At 70.2% G+C, this 22,871-nt stretch carries 20 protein-coding genes and 2 tRNA genes; 6 read left to right on the top strand and 16 right to left on the bottom strand.

Translation table 11 applies throughout. The features are described from left to right. Positions 1–7 precede the first annotated feature (7 nt). The 3 genes from ACFV9W_RS21010 to pgsA are packed head-to-tail and all read right to left on the bottom strand — an operon-like array spanning position 8 to position 2,786. Positions 8–1,168, bottom strand: coding sequence for a glycosyltransferase family 4 protein (locus ACFV9W_RS21010; protein WP_385763005.1), 1,161 nt, complete (start codon positions 1,166–1,168; stop codon positions 8–10). After that, the gene (locus ACFV9W_RS21005; RefSeq protein WP_385763003.1) at positions 1,165–2,079 is read right to left on the bottom strand and encodes a phosphatidylinositol mannoside acyltransferase; all 915 of its coding nucleotides are present in this window, start codon (positions 2,077–2,079) and stop codon (positions 1,165–1,167) included. Before ACFV9W_RS21005 ends, ACFV9W_RS21010 begins: the two co-directional genes overlap by 4 nt. Further along, positions 2,076–2,786 carry a phosphatidylinositol phosphate synthase gene (gene pgsA, locus ACFV9W_RS21000; RefSeq protein WP_385763001.1) on the bottom strand — a complete coding sequence of 237 codons (711 nt, stop codon included), beginning with the start codon at positions 2,784–2,786 and terminating at the stop codon, positions 2,076–2,078. The genes ACFV9W_RS21005 and pgsA overlap by 4 nt, the downstream gene beginning before the upstream one ends. 193 nt (positions 2,787–2,979) lie before the next feature. Here pgsA and ACFV9W_RS20995 point away from each other — a divergent pair, with 193 nt between their 5' ends. After that, on the top strand, positions 2,980–5,196 hold the full coding sequence (locus tag ACFV9W_RS20995) for an elongation factor G-like protein EF-G2 (RefSeq protein ID WP_385762999.1): 2,217 nt from the start codon (positions 2,980–2,982) through the stop codon (positions 5,194–5,196). A gap of 162 nt (positions 5,197–5,358) precedes the next feature. Continuing rightward, positions 5,359–7,131, top strand: coding sequence for a hypothetical protein (locus ACFV9W_RS20990; RefSeq protein ID WP_385762997.1), 1,773 nt, complete (start codon positions 5,359–5,361; stop codon positions 7,129–7,131). Positions 7,132–7,152: 21 nt separating this feature from the next. Here the strand turns inward: ACFV9W_RS20990 and ACFV9W_RS20985 are convergent, their stop codons facing one another. Further along, complete coding sequence (locus tag ACFV9W_RS20985) at positions 7,153–7,716, bottom strand: HIT family protein (RefSeq protein WP_385762995.1); 564 nt, start codon at positions 7,714–7,716, stop codon at positions 7,153–7,155. Between the two features lie 67 nt (positions 7,717–7,783). Here ACFV9W_RS20985 and ACFV9W_RS20980 point away from each other — a divergent pair, with 67 nt between their 5' ends. Beyond that, on the top strand, positions 7,784–8,479 hold the full coding sequence (locus ACFV9W_RS20980) for a potassium channel family protein (RefSeq protein ID WP_385762993.1): 696 nt from the start codon (positions 7,784–7,786) through the stop codon (positions 8,477–8,479). A gap of 12 nt (positions 8,480–8,491) precedes the next feature. Here ACFV9W_RS20980 and thrS read toward each other — a convergent pair whose 3' ends face one another. Next, positions 8,492–10,471 (bottom strand): threonine--tRNA ligase, encoded by a 1,980-nt coding sequence (gene thrS, locus ACFV9W_RS20975; protein WP_385762990.1) that lies wholly within the window; start codon positions 10,469–10,471, stop codon positions 8,492–8,494. Positions 10,472–10,628: 157 nt separating this feature from the next. On the opposite strand from thrS, the gene ACFV9W_RS20970 reads away from it, so the two are divergent. Continuing rightward, positions 10,629–11,183 (top strand): DinB family protein, encoded by a 555-nt coding sequence (locus tag ACFV9W_RS20970; RefSeq protein WP_385762989.1) that lies wholly within the window; start codon positions 10,629–10,631, stop codon positions 11,181–11,183. Between the two features lie 3 nt (positions 11,184–11,186). On the opposite strand, the gene ACFV9W_RS20965 is transcribed toward ACFV9W_RS20970, so the two are convergent. Together ACFV9W_RS20965 and ACFV9W_RS20960 are read right to left on the bottom strand one after the other, a co-directional pair. Next, a complete protein-coding gene (locus ACFV9W_RS20965; RefSeq protein WP_385762987.1) occupies positions 11,187–12,407 on the bottom strand; it encodes a hypothetical protein in 1,221 nt (406 codons plus the stop codon). Between the two features lie 36 nt (positions 12,408–12,443). Then, positions 12,444–13,010 (bottom strand): DUF4365 domain-containing protein, encoded by a 567-nt coding sequence (locus ACFV9W_RS20960; protein ID WP_385762985.1) that lies wholly within the window; start codon positions 13,008–13,010, stop codon positions 12,444–12,446. 184 nt (positions 13,011–13,194) lie between these two features. Between ACFV9W_RS20960 and ACFV9W_RS20955 the strand changes: the two genes are divergently transcribed. Beyond that, a complete protein-coding gene (locus ACFV9W_RS20955) occupies positions 13,195–13,920 on the top strand; it encodes a 3'-5' exonuclease (RefSeq protein WP_385762983.1) in 726 nt (241 codons plus the stop codon). 129 nt (positions 13,921–14,049) lie between these two features. Here the strand turns inward: ACFV9W_RS20955 and ACFV9W_RS20950 are convergent. The 9 genes from ACFV9W_RS20950 to ACFV9W_RS20910 form a co-directional block, all read right to left on the bottom strand. Next, positions 14,050–14,121, bottom strand: a tRNA-Val gene (locus ACFV9W_RS20950). A 53-nt stretch (positions 14,122–14,174) separates the two neighbouring features. Further along, positions 14,175–14,630 (bottom strand): SRPBCC family protein, encoded by a 456-nt coding sequence (locus ACFV9W_RS20945; RefSeq protein WP_385762981.1) that lies wholly within the window; start codon positions 14,628–14,630, stop codon positions 14,175–14,177. 18 nt (positions 14,631–14,648) lie between these two features. Further along, positions 14,649–17,393: a Tat pathway signal sequence domain protein gene (locus ACFV9W_RS20940; protein WP_385762979.1), complete on the bottom strand. Its 2,745-nt coding sequence runs from the start codon at positions 17,391–17,393 to the stop codon at positions 14,649–14,651. A gap of 63 nt (positions 17,394–17,456) precedes the next feature. After that, positions 17,457–18,053, bottom strand: a complete 597-nt coding sequence (locus ACFV9W_RS20935) for a hypothetical protein (protein ID WP_385762977.1) — start codon at positions 18,051–18,053, stop codon at positions 17,457–17,459. Further along, positions 18,050–18,922: a carbohydrate ABC transporter permease gene (locus tag ACFV9W_RS20930; RefSeq protein WP_385762975.1), complete on the bottom strand. Its 873-nt coding sequence runs from the start codon at positions 18,920–18,922 to the stop codon at positions 18,050–18,052. Before ACFV9W_RS20930 ends, ACFV9W_RS20935 begins: the two co-directional genes overlap by 4 nt. Next, complete coding sequence (locus ACFV9W_RS20925) at positions 18,919–19,875, bottom strand: carbohydrate ABC transporter permease (RefSeq protein ID WP_385762974.1); 957 nt, start codon at positions 19,873–19,875, stop codon at positions 18,919–18,921. Before ACFV9W_RS20925 ends, ACFV9W_RS20930 begins: the two co-directional genes overlap by 4 nt. A 31-nt stretch (positions 19,876–19,906) precedes the next feature. Further along, on the bottom strand, positions 19,907–21,196 hold the full coding sequence (locus tag ACFV9W_RS20920; RefSeq protein WP_385762972.1) for an ABC transporter substrate-binding protein: 1,290 nt from the start codon (positions 21,194–21,196) through the stop codon (positions 19,907–19,909). A gap of 221 nt (positions 21,197–21,417) precedes the next feature. Further along, positions 21,418–21,489: transfer RNA gene (locus tag ACFV9W_RS20915), tRNA-Val, on the bottom strand. A 63-nt stretch (positions 21,490–21,552) separates the two neighbouring features. Next, complete coding sequence (locus ACFV9W_RS20910; protein WP_385762970.1) at positions 21,553–22,023, bottom strand: TIGR02611 family protein; 471 nt, start codon at positions 22,021–22,023, stop codon at positions 21,553–21,555. A gap of 190 nt (positions 22,024–22,213) precedes the next feature. On the opposite strand from ACFV9W_RS20910, the gene ACFV9W_RS20905 reads away from it, so the two are divergent. Next, entirely contained in the window at positions 22,214–22,627 is a 414-nt protein-coding gene (locus tag ACFV9W_RS20905; protein ID WP_004002642.1) for an SsgA family sporulation/cell division regulator, read from the top strand. Positions 22,628–22,871: the final 244 nt, after the last annotated feature.

The following is a 22,871-nucleotide window of genomic DNA, read 5'->3' as shown; positions in this document are numbered from 1 at the left end:
GCAGGGGTCAGTCCCGCGCCAAGCCGAAGCGTGCCCGCAGCCCCGTCCGCTCGTCCGCCGCGACCGCCGCCGCGCCCTGGGTCACCGTCTCGTAGACGGAGAGGATGTCCGCGCCGACCGTGGACCAGTCGAAGCGCCGGACGTGCTTGCTGCCACGCGCGCGCAGTTCGGCGCGGCGCTCCGGGTCGCCAAGAAGGCGCAGGGCCGCGACGGCGAGAGTGTCGGCGTCCTCGTTGGTGAACAGCTCCCCCGCCGCGCCCTGGTCGAGGACCTGCGCGAAGGCGTCGAGGTCGGAGGCGAGCACCGGGGCGCCCGCCGACATGGCCTCCACCAGGATGATGCCGAAGCTCTCGCCTCCGGTGTTGGGCGCGACGTACACGTCGACGCTCGCCAGGAGGCGCGCCTTGTCCTCGTCACTGACCATGCCGAGGAACTCGACGCGGTCCCGCATCTCCTTGGGCAGGGAGGCCACGGCCTCGTCCTCGTCGCCCCGTCCGGCGACCAGAAGGCGGGTCTGCGGGCGCTCGGCGAGGATCTTCGGGAGGGCCTTCATGAGCACCGGCAGGCCCTTGCGGGGCTCGTCGATGCGGCCGATGAAGCCGATGGTGTCCCCTTGCCACTCGGCCTTGGGCTCGGCCCGCGCGAAGAAGTCGACGTCGACGCCGTTGGGGATCACGACCGCGTCGCCGCCCAGGTGCTCGACCAGGGTCCGGCGCGCGTACTCGCTCACCGCGATGCGCGCGCTGATCTTCTCCAGGGCGGGCTGCAGGATCGGGTACGCGGCGATCATGGCGCGCGAGCGCGGGTTGGACGTGTGGAAGGTCGCGACGATCGGCCCCTGCGCGGCCCAGCAGGTCAGGAGGCCGAGCGAGGGGGACGCCGGTTCGTGGATGTGGATCACGTCGAACGTGCCGTCGTGCAGCCACCTGCGTACGCGCGCGGCGCTCAGGAACCCGAAGTTCAGGCGCGCCACCGAGCCGTTGTACGGCACGGGAACCGCGCGGCCCGCCGACACGACGTACGGCGGCAGCGGGGTCTCGTCGTCCGCGGGCGCGAGGACGGACACCTCGTGCCCCAGGGCGATGAGGTGCTCCGCCAGATCGCGGATGTGGAACTGGACGCCGCCCGGCACGTCCCAGGAGTACGGGCAGACGATTCCGATCCTCACGCCGGCCTCTCTTCGAAATGGTCGAGGTCGGCGAGCCACAAGCGCTGCAGCATGTGCCAGTCCTCCGGATGGTCCGCGATCCCCGTGGCGAAGGCATCGGCCAGCGCCTGCGTCATGGCAGACGTCTTCTCGGCCCGCGTACCTGTCTCCGGCACGTCGACGGGTGGGTGGACGCGACCCCGCATGACGGACGATTCGTCGTACCAGAGGGTGACCGGGAGCAGCAGCGCGCCGGTCTGCTGGGCGAGCATCGCGGGCCCGGCGGGCATCCGCGTCGTCTCGCCGAAGAACTTGACCTCCACACCGGAGGACGACAGGTCCCGGTCGGCCACCAGGCAGACCAGGCCGCCCGCACGCAGCCGCCGGGCGAGCGTCCCGAAGGCGGAGCCGCCCGTGTGCGGCAGCACCTCCATGCCGAGGCCCTCCCGGTACGCGACGAAACGGTCGTACAGGGTCTCCGGCTTGAGGCGCTCGGCGACGGTCGTGAACGGCGTGTCCAGCTTGGTGGTGACCCAGGCGCCCGCCAGGTCGTAATTGCCCATGTGGGGCAGCGCGAGGACGACGCCCTTGCCGGCGTCGAGGCCCTCGGTGAGGTAGTGCAGGTCCTTGGCCGTGAAGCCGTCCTTGATGCGCTCCTTGCTCCACGCGGGGAGCCGGAAGGACTCCATCCAGTAGCGCAGGTACGAGCGCATGCCCTGCTTGGAGAGCTGTCGCAGGCGCTGCGGCGTGGCGTCGGGCACCACGCGCGCGAGGTTGGCCTCCAGGCGCAGCACGCCCTTGCCGCGCTTCTTCCAGGCGGCGTCGGCGATCGTGCGGCCGAGGCGCCGGGCGACCGGCTCGGGGAGCTTCTTGACGGTCGCCCAGCCGAGCCCGTACAGCGCGTCGGTGATCCGCTCCTGCGTCCCGCTCACGAGGTGGCCCCCTCCTGGGCGGCCGCGTCGGCCTCCGCGGACTCGCGGCGCACCGTCACCACGCGCTGGATCAGCGTGACGAGGCTGCCCACGGCGACGATCCACAGGGCGACCGGCAGCAGGTACTGGATGCCCGGCACGCCGAACGTGTGCAGCCCGGCGAGGCCCGCGGCGACGAGCGAGATGACGAGCCGCTCGGCGCGCTCCACGAGTCCGTTCACGGCGACTGGCAGGCCGATCGATTCGCCACGTGCCTTCGTGTAGGACACGACCTGGCCGCTGGCGAGGCAGAAGATCGACACGGCGCACAGCACGTTGTCGTTCCCGCCGCCGGCGTACCAGAGCGCGAGTCCGCCGAAGATGGCGCTGTCGGCGACGCGGTCGAGCGTGGAGTCCAGGAAGGCGCCCCAGCGGCTGGAGCGGCCCAGCTGGCGCGCCATGTTTCCGTCCACGAGGTCCGAGAAGACGAACAGCGTGATGACGACGGTTCCCCAGAAGAACTCACCGCGCGGATAGAAGACCAGCGCACCGGCCACCACTCCGGCGGTGCCCAGGAGCGTGACAGCGTCGGGGCTCACTCCGCGGCGGATGAGAAACGCGGCGAACGGTGTGAGGACACGCGTAAAGAATGCACGCGCGTACTTGTTCAGCATGGCCTTCCCGAGGGTCGGTGGCCGCGCGGCCCCTCTGGCCACCGGCTGGCCCATCGTAGCCAGGAGCGCGCGTAGAACGCGGACGGGCCGCACACGCGCGCGTGCGATCCCGTACGACGTATGGACGCACAGTGACCCGAGTGGAAAGCTCGAAGACACCGCGGGCGTCGCCGAAGCCGCCTCCGCACGCGGATTCGCGTGTCCGCGCCCTCACGACCTCACCGAGCAAGCAACCGGGAGGCAAGGCATGGGCGACAAGACCAACGGACACCCCGGAGCCGCCGGCAGGGCAGCGACGGCCGACCATCCCGCGTCCGTACGGAATGTGGTGCTGGTCGGCCACAGCGGATCGGGCAAGACGACCCTGGTGGAGGCCCTCGCGCTGACCGCGGGGGCGGTGAATCGGGCGGGCCGCGTCGAGGACGGCACCAGCGTCTCCGACTACGACGAGATCGAGCACCGCCAGCAGCGCTCGGTCCAGCTCTCGCTCGTCCCGCTGGAGTGGGACGGGTTCAAGATCAACTTGCTGGACACCCCCGGCTACGCGGATTTCGTCGGGGAACTGAGGGCCGGTCTGCGGGCTGCGGACGCGGCCCTTTTCGTCGTCTCGGCGGCCGACGGGCCCGAGACGATGGCCGGCGCGACACGCATGGTGTGGGAGGAGTGCGCGGCGGTCGGCATGCCACGGGCCATCGTGATCACGCACCTGGAGGCGGCGCGCGCCGACTTCGAGGACATGACACGCACCTGCGCGGAGATCTTCGGCGGCGACGACCCGGACGCCGTGCTCCCGCTGTACCTCCCGCTGCGCGGCGAACCGGCGCCGGACGGGCACGCGCCCGTGACGGGCCTGATCGGTCTGCTCACGCAGCGCCTCTTCGACTACGCGTCGGGCGAACGCAAAGAGTCGGAACCGGACGCCGAACAGGCCTCATTGATCGAGGAGGCCCGCAACCGGCTCATCGAGGGGATCATCGCCGAGAGCGAGGACGAGACCCTCATGGACCGCTACCTGGGAGGCGAGGCGATCGACGTCAAGACGCTCGTCGACGACCTGGAGCGGGCCGTCGCGCGCGGCGTCTTCCACCCGGTCCTGGCGGCGGCCCCGGCGGCGGAGGACGCACGGCAGGGCATCGGCACCGTCGAACTCCTGGAGCTGATCACCGGCGGCTTCCCGACCCCCCTGGAGCGGGCCACGCCCGATGTGCGGGGGCGCGACGGGAAGGAGCTCGACATCCACGCCTGCGACCCGCAGGGGCCGCTGGTCGCGGAGGTCGTGAAGACCGCGTCCGACCCGTACGTGGGGCGGGTCTCGCTCGTCCGCGTCTTCTCCGGCACCCTGCGGCCCGACGAGACGGTGCACGTGTCGGGCCACGGCCTGACCGACCACGGGCACGAGACCCGCGCCCTGCACGAGGCGGACGAACGGATCGGGGCGCTCTCGGCCCCCTTCGGGAAGCAGCAGCGCACGCTGACCCACTGCATCGCGGGCGATCTGGCGTGCGTGGCGAAGCTGAGCCGGGCGGAGACCGGGGACACGCTCTCGGCGAAGGAGGCGCCGCTGCTCATGTCCCCGTGGGAGATGCCCGACCCGCTGCTCCCGCTGGCCATCCAGGCGCACAGCAAGGCCGACGAGGACAAGCTCTCGCAGGGGCTCTCACGCCTTGTCGCCGAGGACCCGACGATGCGCCTGGAACAGAACCAGGACACGCATCAGGTGGTGCTGTGGTGCCTCGGTGAGGCGCACGCGGACGTCGCCCTGGAACGGCTGCGCAGCCGGTACGGCGTACAGGTCGACGTCATCGCGCACAAGGTCTCCCTCCGGGAGACGTTCGCGGGCAAATCGGCGGGGCGCGGCCGCCATGTGAAGCAGTCCGGTGGCCACGGCCAGTACGCGATCTGCGAGATCGAGGTGGAGCCGCTGCCCGGCGGCTCGGGCATCGAGTTCGTGGACAAGGTCGTCGGCGGCGCGGTGCCCCGGCAGTTCATCCCGTCCGTGGAGAAAGGCGTGCGGGCGCAGGCGGCGAAGGGCGTCGCGGCCGGGTATCCGCTGATCGACGTGCGGGTGACGCTGCTCGACGGCAAGGCGCACTCGGTGGACTCGTCCGACGCGGCGTTCCAGACGGCCGGGGCGCTCGCGCTGCGGGAGGCGGCGGCCGAGGTGCGGATCCATCTCCTGGAGCCGGTGGCCGAGGTGGAGGTCCTCGTCGGCGACGACTACGTGGGCACCGTGATGAGCGATCTGTCGGGGCGGCGCGGCCGCGTCGTCGGCACCGAACAGGCGGCCGGCGGGCGGACGTTGATCCGGGCCGAGGTGCCGGAGATCGAGATCGGCCGCTACGCGGTGGACCTGCGCTCGCTGTCGCACGGCACCGCGCGTTTCAGCCGCGCGTACGCCCGGCACGAGCCGATGCCGGCCCAGCTGAGCGAACGGATCCGCGAACAGGCCCAGGACGTCCCGTAGTCGGCCCGGGAGCGCGCGCCGGCACCGGCTTCCCGTTCCACGGGACCGGTGTCGGTGGTGGCCGTTACGCTGGTCGAAGATCAGCCGGATCCGGCCGACGGCGCGCCCAACAGGTGTGCGGGGCGGGCAAGTCGGGAAAAGCCGCAGCGACGGCGTGCGGTGATGGGGGTGGCAGTGGCGGACACGATCAAGCCGGCTTCGGCCGACGGAATATTCGACTTCCGGCCGGGCGCGCAGATCCCGCTGCAGGGTTCCGCGGGCCAGACCGCCGCGACGTTCGCCATCGCCTCGGCCGCGTACCGGGACGACCCGGCGATGAAGATCGAGGACACCAACAACGAGTGGCACAAGTCCCAGGTGAAGAAGGGGATGTGGTCGCTCTTCGCGCCGAACCTCGGCGAGGCCTTCGCGCGGGCGGTGCAGGTGCGGATGCTGGGCGGCGCCCGCAAACCGCTCATCCAGTCGTTCGGCACGGAACCGCAGGTCGTCGTGGAGCACTGCCTCGCGGCCAACCGGATCCGGCGCCAGCGCGACAGCCTGCTGACGCTGGTGACGGTGGTGTTCGGCTTCCTGTTCCTGCCCGGTTTCCTGCTCTGGGTGACCGCGTTCGAGCTCCGCCGCAGGGACAACATCCGGGTGGCCCTGGCCGAGAAGGAGGTCAAGGAGGCCGAGGGCAAGGGCACCAAGGAGAAGCGCGAGGCCAAGAAGCACGAGCGTGCGGCGCGCGGCCGGGCCGGCCTCACCATGGCACTGATGGCCGTCGTGTTCGTCGTCGTCGTGATCGCGCTCGTCAAGCTTCCCTCCGACAGCGGCTGGACCTGGTACCTGCGCGCCTCGTTCGTGGCTCCCGTGGTCGGCGGCTGGTGGGCGCGGCGGATCTGCGAGAGCACCGCCAAGGACCTGCGGGACCGCTGGGGCGGGCTGCTGTCCGGCGGCGGGATCGGGGCGAAGATCCCGGAGGCGGTGCCCGGCAGCCCCGGCGAGACCGCCGCGGAGCAACTGCGGCAGAACCTCGCCAAGTTGTCGGCCGAGCAGCAGTCGAACTCCGTGTTCTACGCCGGCCCCAAGGGCATCCTGGGCATGGGCACGCGCTGGGGCGGCTGGCAGCTCGCCGAGGACCTGGTGTCGAAGGAGCCCGGCAAGGACATCCACCCGTTCCGCAGCTGGGACGTGGTCCGCGCGATCCACGACCAGCTCCGCCTCCTGGAGCGCAAGCCCATCCACACGGGCGGCTTCCCGACGCCCTCGGTGAAGCACTGGATCGTCTCGCCGATCGGGGAGAACGCGAAGAGTGTGACGCGCCCCTCTGGCGTGAACGTCGAGGCGTTCGAGACGAGGCAGCACGAGATAGAGCGGATCTGCAACGAGCAGCAGTTCGGCGGCGGCAGCCGTCACTACCTGGGCGTGCAGTTCACGCTCTGGGACGGCCAGTTGGTCATCACCATGCTGATCACGGTGACGGTGCTGCACCAGACGCTGCGGATCGAGGTGACCGGGCACGCGCTCGGCCCGGTGCACTCCCTGTTCACGTCGAAGCCCGAGCCGAAGACGAAGGAGATCTCCAAGCCCATACGGTTCTGGGAGACCACGGAGAAGACGCTCCCGCTGATCACCTCGGACGAGGCGGTCCGGATCGCGGTCCGCGCGCCCTTCACCTGGTACCCGCCGCTCCTGGACCACCTCGGCGGCAAGCTGGTGCTGCCCGAGCCGTTCGGTCTGCGGCACGCGTGGGCGGACCAGCCGTGGCGGCACCGCTTCATGGCGGACGACGCGCTGCGCACGGCCACGCCCGTGCTGCGCGTGGTGCACGCGGCGGCCATCAGGGTGCTCGAGGAGAACGGCGTGGACACCGAGAAGTTCGGCGCCCGCTCGGGCTTCCTCAGCGGCGCGGTCCAGGACCCGACGCCGGGGAAGGCCGACACGTACAACGCGTAGGGGGCCCGCCCCCTCGGGCGGTCAGTCGCTCGGCCAGGCCTTCGCCAGGGCCGTGCGCGTGTCGGCGAGCATCTGCGGCAGCACCTTGGTGTGGCCGACGACCGGCATGAAGTTGGTGTCGCCGCCCCAGCGCGGAACGATGTGCTGGTGCAGATGGGCGGCGATGCCGGCGCCCGCGACCGCGCCCTGGTTCATGCCGATGTTGAAGCCGTGCGCGCCCGACGCGGCGCGCAGCGCGGCCATCGCGCGCTTGGTGAAGTCGGCGAGTTCCGCGGTCTCGTTCAGGTCGAGGTCGGTGTAGTCGGCGACGTGCCGGTACGGCAGCACCATCATGTGCCCGCCGTTGTACGGGTACAGGTTGAGGATCGCGAAGACGTGCTCGCCGCGGGCGACGATCAGCGCGTCCTCGTCGGACTTGCCGGGAGCCGCGCAGAAGGGACAGCCGTCGTCGGCTCCGGGGCCGCTCGGTTTGCCCTCGCCCTGGATGTAGGCGATGCGGTGCGGGGTCCACAGACGCCCGAATCCGTCCGGCTCACCCACTGGACCGACCTGCTGCTCCGGCTCACTCGTCATGCAATGCAGCATATGGCGTCACCTCACGGGGGCGTGTCGGCGGGTACCGCCCCAGATCGGCGCGGGCGATGCTGTCGGGATGACCGACACCCCACTCGCCCGCTGGGAGCGGCACAACGGCGTCGTCCTGGCGGTGGCCTCGCTCGTCTACCTCGCCGGGTACGCGGTCCGGGTCCTCGGCCAGGGCCTGCCCGGCGCCCTGCGGGACCTGTCCCTCGCCCTCACGCTCGCCGCGTGGGCGGTGTTCCTCGTGGACTACGTGGTGCGCAGGCGCCTGAGCGGACTGCGCTGGCCGCGCTTCGTCCGCACGCACTGGCTGGACACGCTGGTCCTGCTGCTTCCGCTGCTGCGTCCCGTCCGGATCGTGCAGGCCTACGAGGCGGTGCAGCGCCGGCAGAACGAGCCGCGGCTGTCGCTGCACGCGCGCGTGATCGCGTACGCGGGCCTGTCGGTGACGCTGCTCGGTTTCGCGGGCTCGCTCGCCCTGTACCAGCAGGAAGCCACTGCGCCCGGCGCGGACATCCGCACGTACGGCGACGCGGTGTGGTTCACCTGCACGACGCTGTCGACGGTGGGATACGGCGATCTGGCCCCGGTGACCCCGATCGGCCGGCTCGTGGCGGTGGGCGTGATGGCCTGCGGCCTGGCGCTGCTCGGCGCGGTCACCGGCTCGTTCTCGTCGTGGCTGCTGCAGGTGTTCGCGCGGGAAGGGGACCTGGAAAGGGAGAGGCCCCCGGAGCGTGCTCCGGGGGCCTCTCGACGCGATACCGACTGACGGGACGGGCGGTCAGACCTGCGCCCGCTCCTCGACGACCTTCGCGATCTTCGCGATGGCCTCGTCGACCGGGATGCCGTTCTCCTGCGAGCCGTCGCGGTAACGGAAGGACACCGAACCGGCGTTCATGTCCTCGTCGCCCGCGATGACCATGAAGGGCACCTTGGCCTTCTGCTGGTTGCGGATCTTCTTCTGCATGCGGTCCGAGGACTTGTCGACCTCGACGCGCAGGCCCTGGGCGCGCGCCTTCTCGGCGAACTCCTCCAGGTACGTCACGTGGCCGTCGCCGATCGGGATGCCGACGGCCTGGACCGGGGCGAGCCACGCCGGGAAGGCACCCGCGTAGTGCTCAAGGAGCACACCGAAGAACCGCTCGATCGAACCGAACAGCGCGCGGTGCAGCATGACGGGCTGCTGGCGCGAGCCGTCCGCGGCCGTGTACTCCAGGCCGAACCGCTTCGGCTGGTTGAAGTCGACCTGGAGGGTCGACATCTGCCAGGAGCGGCCGATGGCGTCCTTGGCCTGCACGGAGATCTTCGGACCGTAGTAGGCGGCGCCGCCCGGGTCGGGCACGAGCGGCAGGCCCTGCTTCTCGGCGGCGGAGCGCAGCGCCTCGGTGGCCTCCGCCCAGTCCTCGTCCGTACCGATGAACTTGTCGGACTCGTCGCGGGTCGACAGCTCCAGCTCGAACTCGGTCAGGCCGTAGTCGCGCAGCAGGTCGAGGACGAAGGTGAGGAGCTTGTCGAGCTCCTCCGCCATCTGCTCCTTGGTGCAGTAGATGTGCGAGTCGTCCTGCGTGAAGCCGCGCGAGCGGGTCAGGCCGTGCACGACGCCCGACTTCTCGTAGCGGTACACGGTGCCGAACTCGAAGAGCCGCAGCGGCAGTTCACGGTAGGAACGCCCGCGGGACTTGAAGATCAGGTTGTGCATCGGGCAGTTCATCGCCTTGAGGCGGTAGTTCTGCTCGTCGAACTGGATGGGCGGGAACATGCCCTCCGCGTAGTGCGGCAGGTGGCCCGAGGTCTCGAAGAGCGCTTCCTTCGAGATGTGCGGGGTGTTCACGAACTCGTAGCCGGACGCCTCGTGGCGGCGCCGCGAGTAGTCCTCCATGACCTTGCGGATCACGCCGCCCTTGGGGTGGAAGACCGCGAGGCCGGGGCCCAGCTCGTCCGGGAAGGAGAACAGGTCGAGCTCGGCGCCGAGCTTGCGGTGGTCGCGCTTCTCGGCCTCGGCGAGGAACTCCAGGTACGCCTTCAGCTCGTCCTTCGACGGCCACGCGGTGCCGTAGATGCGCTGGAGCTGCGGGTTCTTCTCGCTGCCCCGCCAGTACGCGGCGGCCGAGCGCATCAGCTTGAACGCGGGGATGACACGGGTGGTCGGCAGGTGCGGACCCCGGCAGAGGTCCTTCCAGCACAGCTCGCCGGTCTTGGCGTCGAGGTTGTCGTAGATGGTCAGCTCGCCGCCGCCCACCTCGGCGTCCGCGCCGTCGGCGGCCTGCGCCGCGTTGCCCTTGAGGCCGATGAGCTCCAGCTTGTACGGCTCGTCGGCCAGCTCGACCGCGGCGTCCGCGTCGGTGGTGACGCGGCGCGAGAAGCGCTGCCCCCGCTTCTGGATCTCCTGCATCTTCTTCTCGATGCGCTTGATGTCCTCGGGGGTGAACGGCTCCTTGACGTCGAAGTCGTAGTAGAAGCCGTCCTTGATGGGCGGGCCGATGCCGAGCTTGGCCTCGGGGAACAGCTCCTGCACGGCCTGCGCCATGACGTGCGCGGTCGAGTGCCGCAGGATGTTCAGGCCGTCCTCGGAGGAGATCTCCACGGGCTCTACGGTCTCGCCGTCGGCGACCTCGTACGCGAGGTCCTTCAGCTCGCCGGCCACGCGGGCCGCGACGATGCTGCGCTCACCGGGGAAGAGCTCGGCGGCCGTAGTGCCCGTCGTCACCACGCGCTCTTCCCGCTCGGAATCGCGTTGGATGGTCACACGGACGTCAGACACCGGACTTCTCCTACCTGAAGATGGAACGCCGCGCCATTACCTGTGACGCGCGCAGCCACGATCGTACCGAGTCACCAGGGCCGCTCGCGAAACGGTTAACCAGGGCGGTCGCCCGCAGGCCGGGCGACTGTCAGTGCCGGGATCTAGCGTGAGACGTATGACACTCGACTGGAACACGCTCCTCGCCGACCAGCTCGACTGGCACTGGCGCCACCAGCTCCGCGACCGCCTCGCGGGGCTCACCGACGACGAGTACTTCTGGGAACCGGTGCCGGACTGCTGGACCCTGCACCCGCGCGGCACCGGCACCGCCGCCATCCAGGGCGGCTCCGGGGACCTCACGATCGACTTCGAGTACCCGGAGCCGGTCCCCGCCCCGGTGACGACGATCGCGTGGCGCCTCGGCCACATCCTGGTGGGCGTGCTCGGCGCGCGGAACGCGGCGCACTTCGGCGCGGAGCCGGTCGACTACATGTCGTACGACTATCCCGGCACGGCCGCCGGGGCCCTGGACCGCCTCGACAGCGCGTACCAGCAGTGGATCGCGGGCGTGCGCGGCCTGGACGAGAAGGGCCTGGCCCGCCCCTGCGGACCCGCCGAGGGCGAGTTCGAGCAGGAGCCGATGGCGACGCTCGTGCTGCACATCAACCGCGAGATGCTCCACCACACGGCGGAGATCGCCCTGCTCAGAGACCTGTACGCACACCGGTAGCGGTCAGGGCTCGTCCCCCGCGCACGCCTCCTCGAAGAAGTCCAGGTTCTCCTGGAGCGACTTCATCAGCCGGTCCCGCTCGGCCTCCTCCACCTGCACGGGTACGACGCCGGTCGCGTCGGTGAGGCGGCGGAACCCGCCCCGGCTCTCGAGCCGCCCGTGGACCCGGATCGGCAGGCCCACCAGGTGCGCGTGCCCCGCGATCCGGTACGCCTCCTCGTCCAGCGTCATCCGCACGTGCGGCACCTCGACGCCCGCGAGCACCCGGAGCCGTACGGTGCCAGGGCCGCGCGGCCCCGCCCTGCGCATGCGGACGACGGTGCCGGTGACGCGGACGGAGACGGCGGGTTCGGCGTACAGGAAGCGGGCGCCGGCCTCGCGCAGCACGTCGAGGTCACCGGGTGAGAACTCGACGGGGGCGTCGCCGTCCGTGCACTCCAGCGGCACTCCGGCGGCGGGCGCCCAGGCCACGCCGACGCGTGCGCCCTCGGTGCCGCGCACCAGCGCGACGAGCGCCTCGGTCAGTTCGTGGCTGACGCCCGCCTCGATCGCGCTGTCGAACGCGTCCATGCCTCCGGTGGCCCGCCGGTAGTCGACGGCCTCGCGCACCGCGTACAGCGCCTGGTGCAGCCGGACGGCGAGCGTCCGCCCGGTGGCGACGGGCACGAACGCGGTGAGACGGCTCCCACCGGACACCGTCTGCACCAGTACGTTCTCCAGGGCCGCCGCCGCGGGCCGCCGGTGCCTGGCCCCGTAGTACCCGGCCCGGCCGCGCGCGGCGAGCGCACCCGCGAGCAGCATCTGCCGTGCCGCGCCCCGCAGTTGCTCCTCGGCGGGCCAGGACGAGGCGCCCGCGGGCCCGGCCGGGACGTCGCGCGTCCAGCGGATCTCGTCGCTCGGCACGGCGAGGGAGACCAGCACCTCGCGCGCGGACGGCGTGCCGCTGCGCTCCAGGGCGACGAGCGCCTCGCCGAGGAGTTCCTCGCTGTCCGGGAAGGCCCGGCTCTCCGGCACCAGCAGGCTGGTCCGGGCCCCGGCCCCCGGCAGCGTCCAGCGCGCGTACCGTCCGGCGGCCCCGCCGCGCCGCTGCCAGCCGTGCCGGTCGAGCAGGGCGCCGAGGACGGCGGGGTCGACCTGCCCCGGCTCGGGTCCGGCGAGTTCCACGGGGTGGCCGCGGCCCACGCCGAGGGGACGCAGGGATTCATCGATCGGGCGGTGCTGCATCACACAACTCCCTTCGGCCCAGGCCGAGTCGAACCGTCAGGGACGTCCACCCGCGCCGGCCCTCGCCATGATCTCGCAGAGCGCGCGGTCGTCGAAGATCCGCGCCGTCGGGACGCGCACGGTGGTCCTGCGCCGCCCGGTGACCGGGTGTCCGGCGAGGTTGATCCAGTAGCAGCAGTGCCGCAGGTCGAGCCGGTCGTGCGCGGCCCGCAACCAGTCGTCCTGGGAGCGCGGCACGAGCATCACGACGAGGATCTTGTGCACCGAGACCGGGGTGCGGGCGAGCTTCTCCAGGTGCGCATTGTCGAGCGTGAACGCGAAGGAAGGACCCGGCGGGTCGGGCGCGACCTGGTACGTCGCCTTGAGCTGCACCTTGATGGTGACCTCGTCGTCGATGGCGTGCCCGGGCGAGCTGTGGCTGACGTGCCAGTCGATGCCGTTGTCCGGAAAGGGCTGGGAGAGCGAGCACCCCGCGGCGGCCGCCACGGCGTGCAGATAGCCCACCTGCAGGGTCTCCATGCAGGCGGTGGTGGCGAGGGTGCCGCGCGGCGGTGCGATCCGCTCGGGCAGCAGCCCGCCTTGTTCGGGCCGCGCGAGCGCCATGGTCCAACTGGCCTTCCGGGAAAGCGGGTTCGCGCCGATGGCACCCCGCTGAACTGCCGTGACTCGTACCTGTGTTGTCACCGCTCGGCGTACGACGCAAACAGCGCGGGTATCACCGCTTGGGGCAGGGGCAACACGTCGACGGGACGTCATCTGCCGCGCGGGAAGCAGGAGTTGAGAGATCATGACGTGCTGGTACGAAGGGCCGCTGGCCGCCTTCGACACCGAGACGACCGGCGTGGACGTGGAGAACGACCGCATCGTGTCGGCCGCTGTCGTGGTGCAGGACGCGGCGGGAACGCGACCGCGAGTGACGCGCTGGCTGGTGAACCCCGGGGTGCCGGTGCCCCCGGGTGCCACGGAGGTGCACGGGCTGACCGAGGAGCATCTGCAGTGCAACGGGCGCTGGCCCGCGCCCGTGATGGAGGAGGTCGGCCGGGCGCTCGCCGAGCAGGCCGCGGCAGGGCGGCCGCTGGTCGTGATGAACGCCCCGTTCGATCTGACGCTTCTGGACCGCGAGTTGAAGCGGCACCGGAACTCGTCGCTCTCCCACTACCTGGAGACCGCGTCCCTGTGCGTGGTCGATCCGCGCGTCCTGGACAAGCACCTGGACCGGTATCGCAAGGGCCGCCGCACGCTGACCGACCTGTGCGAGCACTACGAGGTGGAGCTGGCGGGGGCGCACGACGCGGGGGCGGACGCCCAGGCGTCCCTCGATCTGGTGCGGGCGGTGGGCCGCAGGTTCGCGTCCCGCCTCGAACGCCTCTCCCCCGCCGAGCTGCACACCTTGCAGGCGGTGTGGCACGCGGCGCAGGCCCGCGGCCTGCAGGCCTGGTTCGCCCGCAGCGGCAACCCGGAGGTGGTGGACCCGGCGTGGCCGCTGCGCCCGGAACTTCCGGCCGCGGCCTGATCGTTCCCCCGTCGGGGCCCCGACGGCAGAAACGACACCGCACCCTCCAGTGCCGCCGCCCCGTACCCGCACAACACCCGTACAACGAAAAACCGGCCCGCCTGTGCGACGGACCGGTCATTCTCCGGGTGGGCGATACTGGGTTCGAACCAGTGACCTCTTCGGTGTGAACGAAGCGCTCTCCCACTGAGCTAATCGCCCGGGAACGCGTTGAACAATACAGGTCGCGGCGCCCCGTGTTCAAACCGGTTGCGTCAGGCCGGTCTCAGATGGGCGGCGAGACCCCGCCGCCCGCCGCGCATCATCCACGCGTGGTTGGCCAGGAACACCGGCCGCCCCGCCACCGCGAACCGGCGCATCAGCGGTTTGCTCACCTCGACCTCCTGGTCGTAGGCGGCGCGGGTGCCGCCGCCCGGCAGCGGCGTCAGCGTCCAGCGCGCCCAGCCCTTCAGGTCCCCGGACATCGCGATCGCCAGGATCCCCGCGGCCGGGTCGCGCCGCGTCTCGCGCGCCGTGACGTGCAGCTCGTACGGGAGGAAGGACCGGAAGACGGCGACGCCGCTGGAGTCGCTTCCGTCCAGCGGCGTCACCGATCGCACCTGGGGCCACCACCGCGGGTACTCCTCGGCCCGCTCGAGCACCGCGTACACGGCGCCCGGCGGGGCGGGCAGTTCCCACACGCTGCGAAAGCGGTAATGGTTCCAGTCCATGGGCAGAGTCTGCCGGGGTCAGGGCATCTTGTCGCCGACCAGCGCCAGGTTCTCGATGGCGGCCAGTCCGTACAGGGCCGTGTCGTTGGTGTAGACCCAGTTCGCCTCGGTGCCCGCGACGAGTGTCACCGGTCCGTCCACCTTCTCCGTCTTCCACGGCGAGGACTCGGTGTAGCCGTCGCTCTTGAAGAACTTCTCCCAGGCCCGCTTGGCCAGCTTGTCGTCGCCGGTGCGCACGGCGGCGTAGGCGTCGAGCCGGGAGTGGCCCTGGAAGAGGATGAGCGAGCCGAAGTCGGAGCCGTAGCGCGCCTTCTGTTCCGCCTTCGTGGCGTTGAAGTAGCGGCAGTAGTCGTAGTACGCCTCCTCGAACTTCGGCATGTCGACCTGGTCGATGAGCTCCGCGCACAGCTCGTTGAGGCCGAAGACCGCCGACAGGTGGGAGACGCCGACGACGGGCTTGTCGGCGATGGCGAACTTTCCGGTGTCGAGGTCGTAGAGGCCACTGCCCTGCACGAACCCGTTGGGCTGCGCGGCGATCGTCTCCATCGTCGAAAGCACCCGGGCCTTCGCCTTCTCCCACTTCGGCCCGCGCCGCTCCCACTCGGTGAGCCAGGCGGAGACGAGGCCGCTCCAGTCGGTGCCGAAGCCGATGGACAGGGCGTGCGGGTCGGGCTTGTAGTCGGGGTCGGGGCGGACCTTGCGCTGCGGGTCGAGCACGAGGAACGTCTCGTCGGAGTCGACGTTGGCGTGCATGAGATCGCCGACGCGTTCGTCGCCGGTGAGGAAGTAGTAGTAGCGGCGGTACGTGGTGTTGGCGATGCGCTGCTGCTTCGCGGAGTCGGCGTAGTGCTGGACGCCGTGCCGGGTGCCGAGTCCCGCCCATTTGCCGAGGTGGTAGACGTCGACCTCGCCGGTGTGCCGGGTCATGGCCTCGGCGAAGCGGAAGATGTCGGCGCGGCCCGAGCGCAGGTAGGCGAACCAGAGCCACAGGTCGGGCGAGAGCTCGGAGTTGTCCCAGGCGTAGCCGCCCACGTCGTAGCGCCACTGGTGGCGTGCCGGGTCGTAGGAGTGCATCACGTCGCCGTAGTCCCAGAAGCCGTACCAACGGCGCATCTCCACCTGGTCCTTGTAGTAGGTGAAGAGGAAGTCGAGGTGGTCCTCGATCTTCGCCTTGGCGGGGGTGGAGCGGTCGGGTTCGGAGTAGAGGCCGGGGCCGAAGACCTTCGCCTTGATGAGCTGCTTCGGCGGCGCGGCGAGCTGCGGGAGGACGCGGACGGCCTCGACCTGCTGGGCGAGGGCGGCGGGCTTGGGGGTCGCGTCGTTGGCCCAGAACATCAGCTCGCTGGTGCGGGCGATGCCGTAGGGGGTGCCGAACTCGGGTTCGTAGTCCTCGTACGTGATGTTGAGGCCTTCGAGCTGTTCGGCGAAGGTGTCCTGGCCCATGCCGTCGTGGTAGAAGCGCAGGTCCATGGGCTGGGCCTCGGGCGACCAGAGCCAGAGGGTGACCTCGGCCTCGTCGGTGTGGGCGCCGCGGATGTCGAGTCCGGCCGGGTGCTTCTCCCAGAAGTCCCGCAGGCCGAAGGAGAGTCCGCCGGTGGGTCCGCCGACGTAGCCGAAGCCGCTGGCGCGCCGGCCGCCGCCCGCACCGATCCAGCCGTGGCCCTTCTTGGTGCGCTTCTTGAGCGTGAAGCCGTCGGCGGAGAGCTGGGAGAGGCTGTAGTCGCCCCATTCGGGGATGTACTGGAGGCGGGTCGTGACGCGCTGGTCCCAGGTCGACGGGTCGGGCAGCTTCTCGCCGGCGAACTGGGCGGCCTGCACGGCGGCGCCCGGGTCGCGGCGCAGTCCGGTGATGCCCTGGACGGCCTCCCTGAGCATGCCGGTGTCCTCGCCGCCGATGCGGATGTGCCGGTCGTACGCCTTGTCGCGCATCGGCACGGTGAAGCGGACGCCGAGCCCGCGGATGAAGTCGCCGGAGGCCTTGCCGGGTTCCTGGGTGCCGTCGTACGTGATGGTGTGCACCATGCGGAACGATTCGGCGCCCGCGTAGAAGTAGAAGCGGATGGAGAAGGGGAGCCAGCTGCGGCTGCCCTTGCGGTGCTTGCCGTCGATGCGGACGACGGCGCGGACCGGTCCTTCCTGCTCGACCTTCGTCTCCTCGATGACGGACTCGAAGCGCTCGTACTTCTGGGTGCCCTGGTCGCCGTCCTCGATCTCGCCCTGCCGCAGGAGGACGAGTCGGCCGTCCTTGGCGATCTCCGTGGAGCCACGGGTGACGGTCTTGACCAGGCTCGATCCGCTCTTGCCGAGCTTGGCGACGACGACGCCGGTGTCGACGGTGACGACTCCCCCGCTGTTCGAGACGGTCACCTTCTTGTCGGGTGCGGCGGCGTTTCCGGCGGCGAGCTTCAGCTTTCCGGCCCCGACGCCTGGGCCGACTGCGTGCGCGGTCCACTTCAGGGAGCCGTCGGGCCACTGCGCGAGGGGCCAGGTCTGGACGGGGACCTGCTTGCCGTCCTCCGCGGTGAGGGCGAACTCCTGCCCCTTCTCGTACGCGCCCTTGGGCCAGGGCACGCCGACGGTGGCGCCGGGGGCCGCGCCGAGCCCGCCGTCCTCCAGCCAGCCGAGCGTGACGGGTTCGGCCGCCGCGGGTGCCGCGGCCGGTGCGGCCTGCGCCTTCTTGTCGCCGAGCGCCCAGCTGAACTGCGCGGCGGCGCCGGCGACCGCGGCGGCCTTGAGGAGGGACCTGCGGGGAATGGGGGACATCGTCGTTCCTTTCCGTGCATGCCAAACGTGCTGTACGAGAAGGGGGTTGAGGGGAACTGCGTATCAGCGGCCCCGGCCGCGCTCCTCCACCGCGACCGCCGCGGCGGCGAGGATGCCGAGGACCGGGACCGCGAGCGGCGTGAGGAACTCGGCGCTGAGGATCACGAGGGCGATCCCGCAGACCAGGAGCAGGGACCCGCCCGGGGTGCGTGCCGTGCGCCGGGCGGCCTCACGGAGGAGGGCCCGCCAGGACCGGCCCGGCTCCCACACCGCGGCGGCCCGCAGTACGATCACGGCGCCGCCGATGAGCGCGAAGATGCCGACGGCCGCGGCGAGTTGACCGCCCGGCAGCCCGGCCCGCGCGACCCGCACGTCGACCCATACGGCGAGCCAGGCGGCCACTGCGGCGAGGCCTACGAGCCAGCCGCGCCGGGCCGCAGCACGGAGGTCGGCGACGAACTCCCGCCAGTCGCCGCCCTGTTGGGTGACGTGGCGGCGCAGATGCCGGGCCCCGGCCGCGAAGGCCGCGGGAGCGGTGACGACGGGCACGGACGCGAGCGCGATCCACACCCCGGTGAGCAGGCACTCGGCGAAGACGGCGAACCCGACGCGGCGCCGCGACTCGACCACCGGCTGCGGCTTGCGGACAGTGGCCCTCACTTGAGCCCCGACGTGGCCATGCCGTCGATCAGATACCGCTGGAAGGCCATGAAGAAGGCGATCACCGGGATGAGCGCCATCATCGCCATGGCGATCTGACCGCCGTAGTCGGAGATGCCCTGCTGGTCGCGGAACATCATCAGGCCGAGCGAGACGGTGTACTTGGAGGGCTCGTTGAGGTAGATCAGCGGGCCCATGAAGTCGTTCCAGGCGTTGATGAACGTGAAGATCGCGCTGGTGATCAGGGCGGGCCTGCACAGCGGCAGCACGATCGACCAGTAGATCCGCAGGTGTCCGCAGCCGTCGAGGCGCGCCGCCTCGTCCAGTTCGCGCGGCAGTCCGCGCATGAACTGCACCATGAGGAAGACGAAGAAGGCCTCCGTGGCGAGGAACTTGCCCGCGAGCAGCGGCACGTACGTGTTGATGAGCTCCAGCTTCTGGAACATGACGTACTGCGGGATGAGCAGCACGTGGTACGGCAGCAGCAGCGTGCCGATCATCAGCGCGAAGAGCAGGTTCCGGCCCCGGAAGGGGATCTTCGCGAAGGCGTACGCGGTCAGGGAGCTGGAGATGACGACGCCGACGACGGCCATGCCCGCGTAGAACAGCGAGTTGGTGAAGAACGTGCTGATGGAGATGGAGGCGATGCCGTCGGCGAGGCCCTTGACGTTGTCGAGGATCGGGTCGGCGGGGAAGAGGTCGAGCGAGCCGATGATCTTCTTGCCGGGCTTGAAGGCGGCGCCGATCACCCAGACGACCGGGTAGAGGACGACGCAGAGCACGGCGAGCGCGAAGACGTGCCAGACGAGGGAGCCGGTGCGCTTGCGGGGGTTGGTTCCGCTCGACAACTCCGGTGCGATGGTGGTCACTTGGCGTCCTCCTCGTAGTGCACCCACTTCTTCTGGGACCAGAACAGGACGGCGGTGACGAGCGCGACGGCGAGCAGCAGCATCCAGGCCATCGCGGACGCGAAGCCCATCTGGGACTGCTGGAAACCCTTTTGGTACAGGTAGCAGGTGTAGACGAGGGTGGCGTCGGCCGGTCCGCAGAACGTGTTGGAGACGACGTACGCGGAGCCGAAGATCTGGAACGAGTGGATCGACTCCAGCAGGACGTTGAAGAAGAGCACCGGGGAGATCATCGGCAGGGTGATGTTCCAGAACCGGCGCAGCGGTCCCGCCCCGTCCACGGCGGCGGCCTCGTAGAGCTCCTTCGGCACCTGCTTGAGCCCGGCCAGGAAGATGACCATGGGCGCGCCGAACTGCCAGACGGTGAGCGCGACGAGCGAGTAGAGGATCAGGTCCGGGTCGCCGATCCAGCCGCCGAGATTCAGGCCGAGCGAGCCGAGCCCCTTGTCGACGACGGCGTTGTCGGAGAACAGTGCCCGCCAGACGAAGCCGACCGAGACGCTGGCGCCGATCAGCGACGGTGCGTAGAACGCGGCCCGGTACAGGCCCTGGCCGCGGCGGCTCTGGTTGAGCAGCAGCGCGACGCCGAGGGCGAGCAGCAGCTTCAGCGGGGTGCCGATGACCACGTACTTGAGGGTGACCTGCACGGACTTCTGCCAGCGCGGGTCGTCGAACATGGCGGTGAAGTTGTCGAGGCCGATCCATTTGGGCGCCGCGAACAGGTTGTAGTCCGTGAACGCGTAGTAGAGCGAGGCGATCATCGGCCCCGCCGTGAGCAGCAGGAATCCCGCGAGCCACGGCGACATGAAGAGGTAGCCGGCGAGGTTGTCGCGCCGTCCCCGTCGCTTTTGTGCGACGGGTCGGACAACGTTCACCTCGTCGGCCAGGACTGTGGCGTCCTTGACGAGCGACATGGTGCTGTTTCCCCTCGGAAACTAGGGGCTGTCAGGCCTGGAAGGCTGCCTCGGCCTCGCTGAAGAACTGCTTCACGGCCGCGGGGACCTTCTGCTTGCCGTTGGCGACGTCCCCGGCGATGCGCAGGAACGCGGCCTCGACGACATCCGCGCCCGACGGGTGCGGCGTGATCTTGCCGAGCACGCCGGCCTTCTCGACGTCGGTCTCGTACGCGGCGATGCCCTTGTTGGCCTCGGCGACGGCCTTGTCGGTCTCGGCGCCCGGCTTGTAGGCGTCGAACTGCTCTTCGGTGGCGAGCACGCCCATGTCGTAGCCCAGGACCTTGCCGACCTCGGGGTCGTGGACCATGAAGTCGATGAACTTGGCGGCCTGCGCCTGGGCCTCGCACTTGGTGGAGATCGACAGCATGAGCGAACCGAGGTACTGGCCGGTGTCCTTGCCGTCGGTGGTCGGGATCGGCGCGAGCGCGTAGTCGGAGTCGCCCTCGCCCTCGTAGCGCACCGAGAAGTTGTCCCAGGTGAACTCGGAGCCCGCGAGCCCGGCCGAGAGCCCGGACTTGGGCTTGACCTGTTCGATCTTCTTGGGGTCGGCGACGATCCCGGACTTCACGCGCTTGTAGTAGTCGGACCACCACTGCGTCAGGTCGTCCTCGGTGAAGCCGAGTTTGCCGTCCTTGAAGAACGCCTTGCCGTTCTGGCGCAGGTACGGGTCGTAGAGGTACATGACCCCGGCGTAGCCCGTGTCTCCCGCGATCTTCAGCTTGTCCTGGATGGTCTGGAGCGCCTTGAAGTACTCGTCCCAGGTCCAGCCGGACTTCGGCTCCACGCCCGCCTTGGCCCACGCCTTCTTGTCGATGACGAGCGACATGGTGTTGGCGCCGACCGGAACCGCGACCTGCTTGCCGCCGGAGACCTGACCGGCCGTCTCGACTCCGCCGCGGAACTGCTTGAGGCTCAGATTCCCCGCGTCCACCTGGGACTTGAGGTCGAGCAGAACTCCGCGCTTGTCGTACTTCGCAAGGAAGGCAACGGAGTTGAGGAATACATCCGGAGGATTTCCGCCCGAGGCCTGCGTCTGGAACTTTTCCCAGAATGCCTGGTAATCGGTGAATTCGGGCTTGATTTTGATCTTCGGATTCTTCTTCTCGAAGAGCGCGATCGCCTTCTTCATTTTCACGGCGCGCGGTTCACCGCCCCACCAGGCGAACCGCAGGGTCGCCGGACCCTCCGCGTCCCCCGCACCTCCTGACCCACCGTCACCGCCGCAGCCGGCCGCCGTCAGACCGAGCGCGGCGACCGACGCCCCCGTCGCCTTCAGCACGCCTCTTCGACCAAGATCCCTGTTCATCGGCACAGCCAGCCCCTCCACCTGCGCATTGAATCGTTTTAGGTAAGCGCTTGCCGAGCAAAAGTAGAGACGGGTGGGGGGCGCGTCAACAGTTCGGACAAAGATTTGCGCCGAAGCGGCTCGAAGGCCCAGGTCGGGCACGAAAAACGCCGAGAGCCCCGGAGACTCGATGTCTCCGGGGCTCTCGGTCCGGGTGGGCGATACTGGGTTCGAACCAGTGACCTCTTCGGTGTGAACGAAGCGCTCTCCCACTGAGCTAATCGCCCGGGCGCAGGAAGAACATTACCCCATGTCAGGGGGTGCCTGGGACCACCCTGCGCCGCCCGCGATCACTGCTTGATGTTCCACGGCATCTCGAACCCGAACTTCCACAGGTAGACCCCGCCGAGCACGGCGATGACCACCACGCCGATCGTCGTCAGGATGATGTTCCGGCGCCGCACCTTCGGGTCGAGGGCGCGCTGCGTCGCCTCCGTGACCTTCCGCTTCGTCCAGCGCAGGACCAGCTGCGCCCAGACGAACTCGGTCGCCCAGATCGCCATGCCGCCGAAGATCACCAGCCAGCCGGGCCCCGGCAGCGGCAGCATGATCACGCCGCCCACGACGACCGCGAGCCCCACGATGAAGACGCCGACCTGCCAGCTCAGGTGCAGCGTCCTCCTGGCCTGGATGAACCCCGGCGCCCGCGACCCCAGCGGCTTCCCCTCGGCCGCCTCGCCGTCGGCACCGGCCCCGGAGGCCGCCTCGGCCCTCTCGGGCGCCTCGGGCCCCTGGGCCCCCTTGTCACTCCCCGTATTCATGCACTCAAACCTACCCGACTCTTTCGCGTCACCGGAATGGGCGTTGCCCCACAGATAAGACTCGGCCGTACGAGCTACCTAAAGACGCTCAAAACACTCAGAGGGGTTTACAACGGCACCGTAGGTGGCATGTCGATTTCGCCGACGTGCGAATCCCCGAGCGCACACTGAGCGAAAGGCCCTGGCGCTTATGAACACCACGGTCAGCTGCGAGCTGCACCTGCGCCTCGTTGTGTCGAGCGAGTCCTCACTGCCCGTTCCCGCAGGTCTGCGGTATGACACGGCCGATCCGTATGCCGTGCACGCCACCTTCCACACCGGAGCCGAGGAGACAGTCGAATGGGTGTTTGCCCGCGACCTCCTCGCCGAAGGCCTTCACCGGCCGACCGGCACCGGAGACGTCCGAGTCTGGCCGTCCCGCAGCCACGGTCAGGGCGTTGTGTGCATCGCCCTGAGCTCTCCCGAGGGCGAGGCTCTGCTCGAGGCCCCGGCGCGGGCCCTGGAGTCGTTCCTCAAGCGAACGGACGCCGCCGTGCCACCCGGCACGGAACACCGCCACTTCGACCTCGACCAGGAGCTGTCGCACATCCTCGCGGAAAGTTAGCGCCGCGGAACGAGGAGGCCCGCGCCGGCACCCGGTCGGCGTGAGCTGCGCGAGAGCGTGCCGTGCCGTCCACTCGGGGAACGGCACGGCATCACGGTCGGGACAACCGCATACGACATACACCTGCGCCGTGCGCCGGGGGGGATACCCCGGGGCCGGGGCGCGGGGGTTCCCGCGGGCCGGCCGCCCCCCGGGCGGGGGGGCACCGGGGGGGGGGGGCCGCCCCCCCGCCAGGGGGCGGAAA

Origin of the sequence: Streptomyces sp. NPDC059897 (assembly GCF_042730865.1) — a bacterium.
GTDB lineage: Bacteria > Actinomycetota > Actinomycetes > Streptomycetales > Streptomycetaceae > Streptomyces.
This window is presented reverse-complemented; position numbering and strand designations above follow the sequence as displayed.

What these genes read in the sequence shown, in the direction of transcription:
- pgsA (WP_385763001.1), bottom strand. Translation starts at nt 2,786, where the DNA reads ATGGGCCAGCCGGTGGCCAGAGGGGCCGCGCGGCCACCGACCCTCGGG.
- ACFV9W_RS20995 (WP_385762999.1), top strand. Translation starts at nt 2,980, where the DNA reads ATGGGCGACAAGACCAACGGACACCCCGGAGCCGCCGGCAGGGCAGCG.
- ACFV9W_RS20990 (WP_385762997.1), top strand. Translation starts at nt 5,359, where the DNA reads ATGGGGGTGGCAGTGGCGGACACGATCAAGCCGGCTTCGGCCGACGGA.
- ACFV9W_RS20985 (WP_385762995.1), bottom strand. Translation starts at nt 7,716, where the DNA reads ATGCTGCATTGCATGACGAGTGAGCCGGAGCAGCAGGTCGGTCCAGTG.
- ACFV9W_RS20980 (WP_385762993.1), top strand. Translation starts at nt 7,784, where the DNA reads ATGACCGACACCCCACTCGCCCGCTGGGAGCGGCACAACGGCGTCGTC.
- ACFV9W_RS20970 (WP_385762989.1), top strand. Translation starts at nt 10,629, where the DNA reads ATGACACTCGACTGGAACACGCTCCTCGCCGACCAGCTCGACTGGCAC.
- ACFV9W_RS20965 (WP_385762987.1), bottom strand. Translation starts at nt 12,407, where the DNA reads ATGCAGCACCGCCCGATCGATGAATCCCTGCGTCCCCTCGGCGTGGGC.
- ACFV9W_RS20960 (WP_385762985.1), bottom strand. Translation starts at nt 13,010, where the DNA reads ATGGCGCTCGCGCGGCCCGAACAAGGCGGGCTGCTGCCCGAGCGGATC.
- ACFV9W_RS20955 (WP_385762983.1), top strand. Translation starts at nt 13,195, where the DNA reads ATGACGTGCTGGTACGAAGGGCCGCTGGCCGCCTTCGACACCGAGACG.
- ACFV9W_RS20945 (WP_385762981.1), bottom strand. Translation starts at nt 14,630, where the DNA reads ATGGACTGGAACCATTACCGCTTTCGCAGCGTGTGGGAACTGCCCGCC.
- ACFV9W_RS20940 (WP_385762979.1), bottom strand. Translation starts at nt 17,393, where the DNA reads ATGTCCCCCATTCCCCGCAGGTCCCTCCTCAAGGCCGCCGCGGTCGCC.
- ACFV9W_RS20925 (WP_385762974.1), bottom strand. Translation starts at nt 19,875, where the DNA reads ATGTCGCTCGTCAAGGACGCCACAGTCCTGGCCGACGAGGTGAACGTT.
- ACFV9W_RS20910 (WP_385762970.1), bottom strand. Translation starts at nt 22,023, where the DNA reads ATGAATACGGGGAGTGACAAGGGGGCCCAGGGGCCCGAGGCGCCCGAG.
- ACFV9W_RS20905 (WP_004002642.1), top strand. Translation starts at nt 22,214, where the DNA reads ATGAACACCACGGTCAGCTGCGAGCTGCACCTGCGCCTCGTTGTGTCG.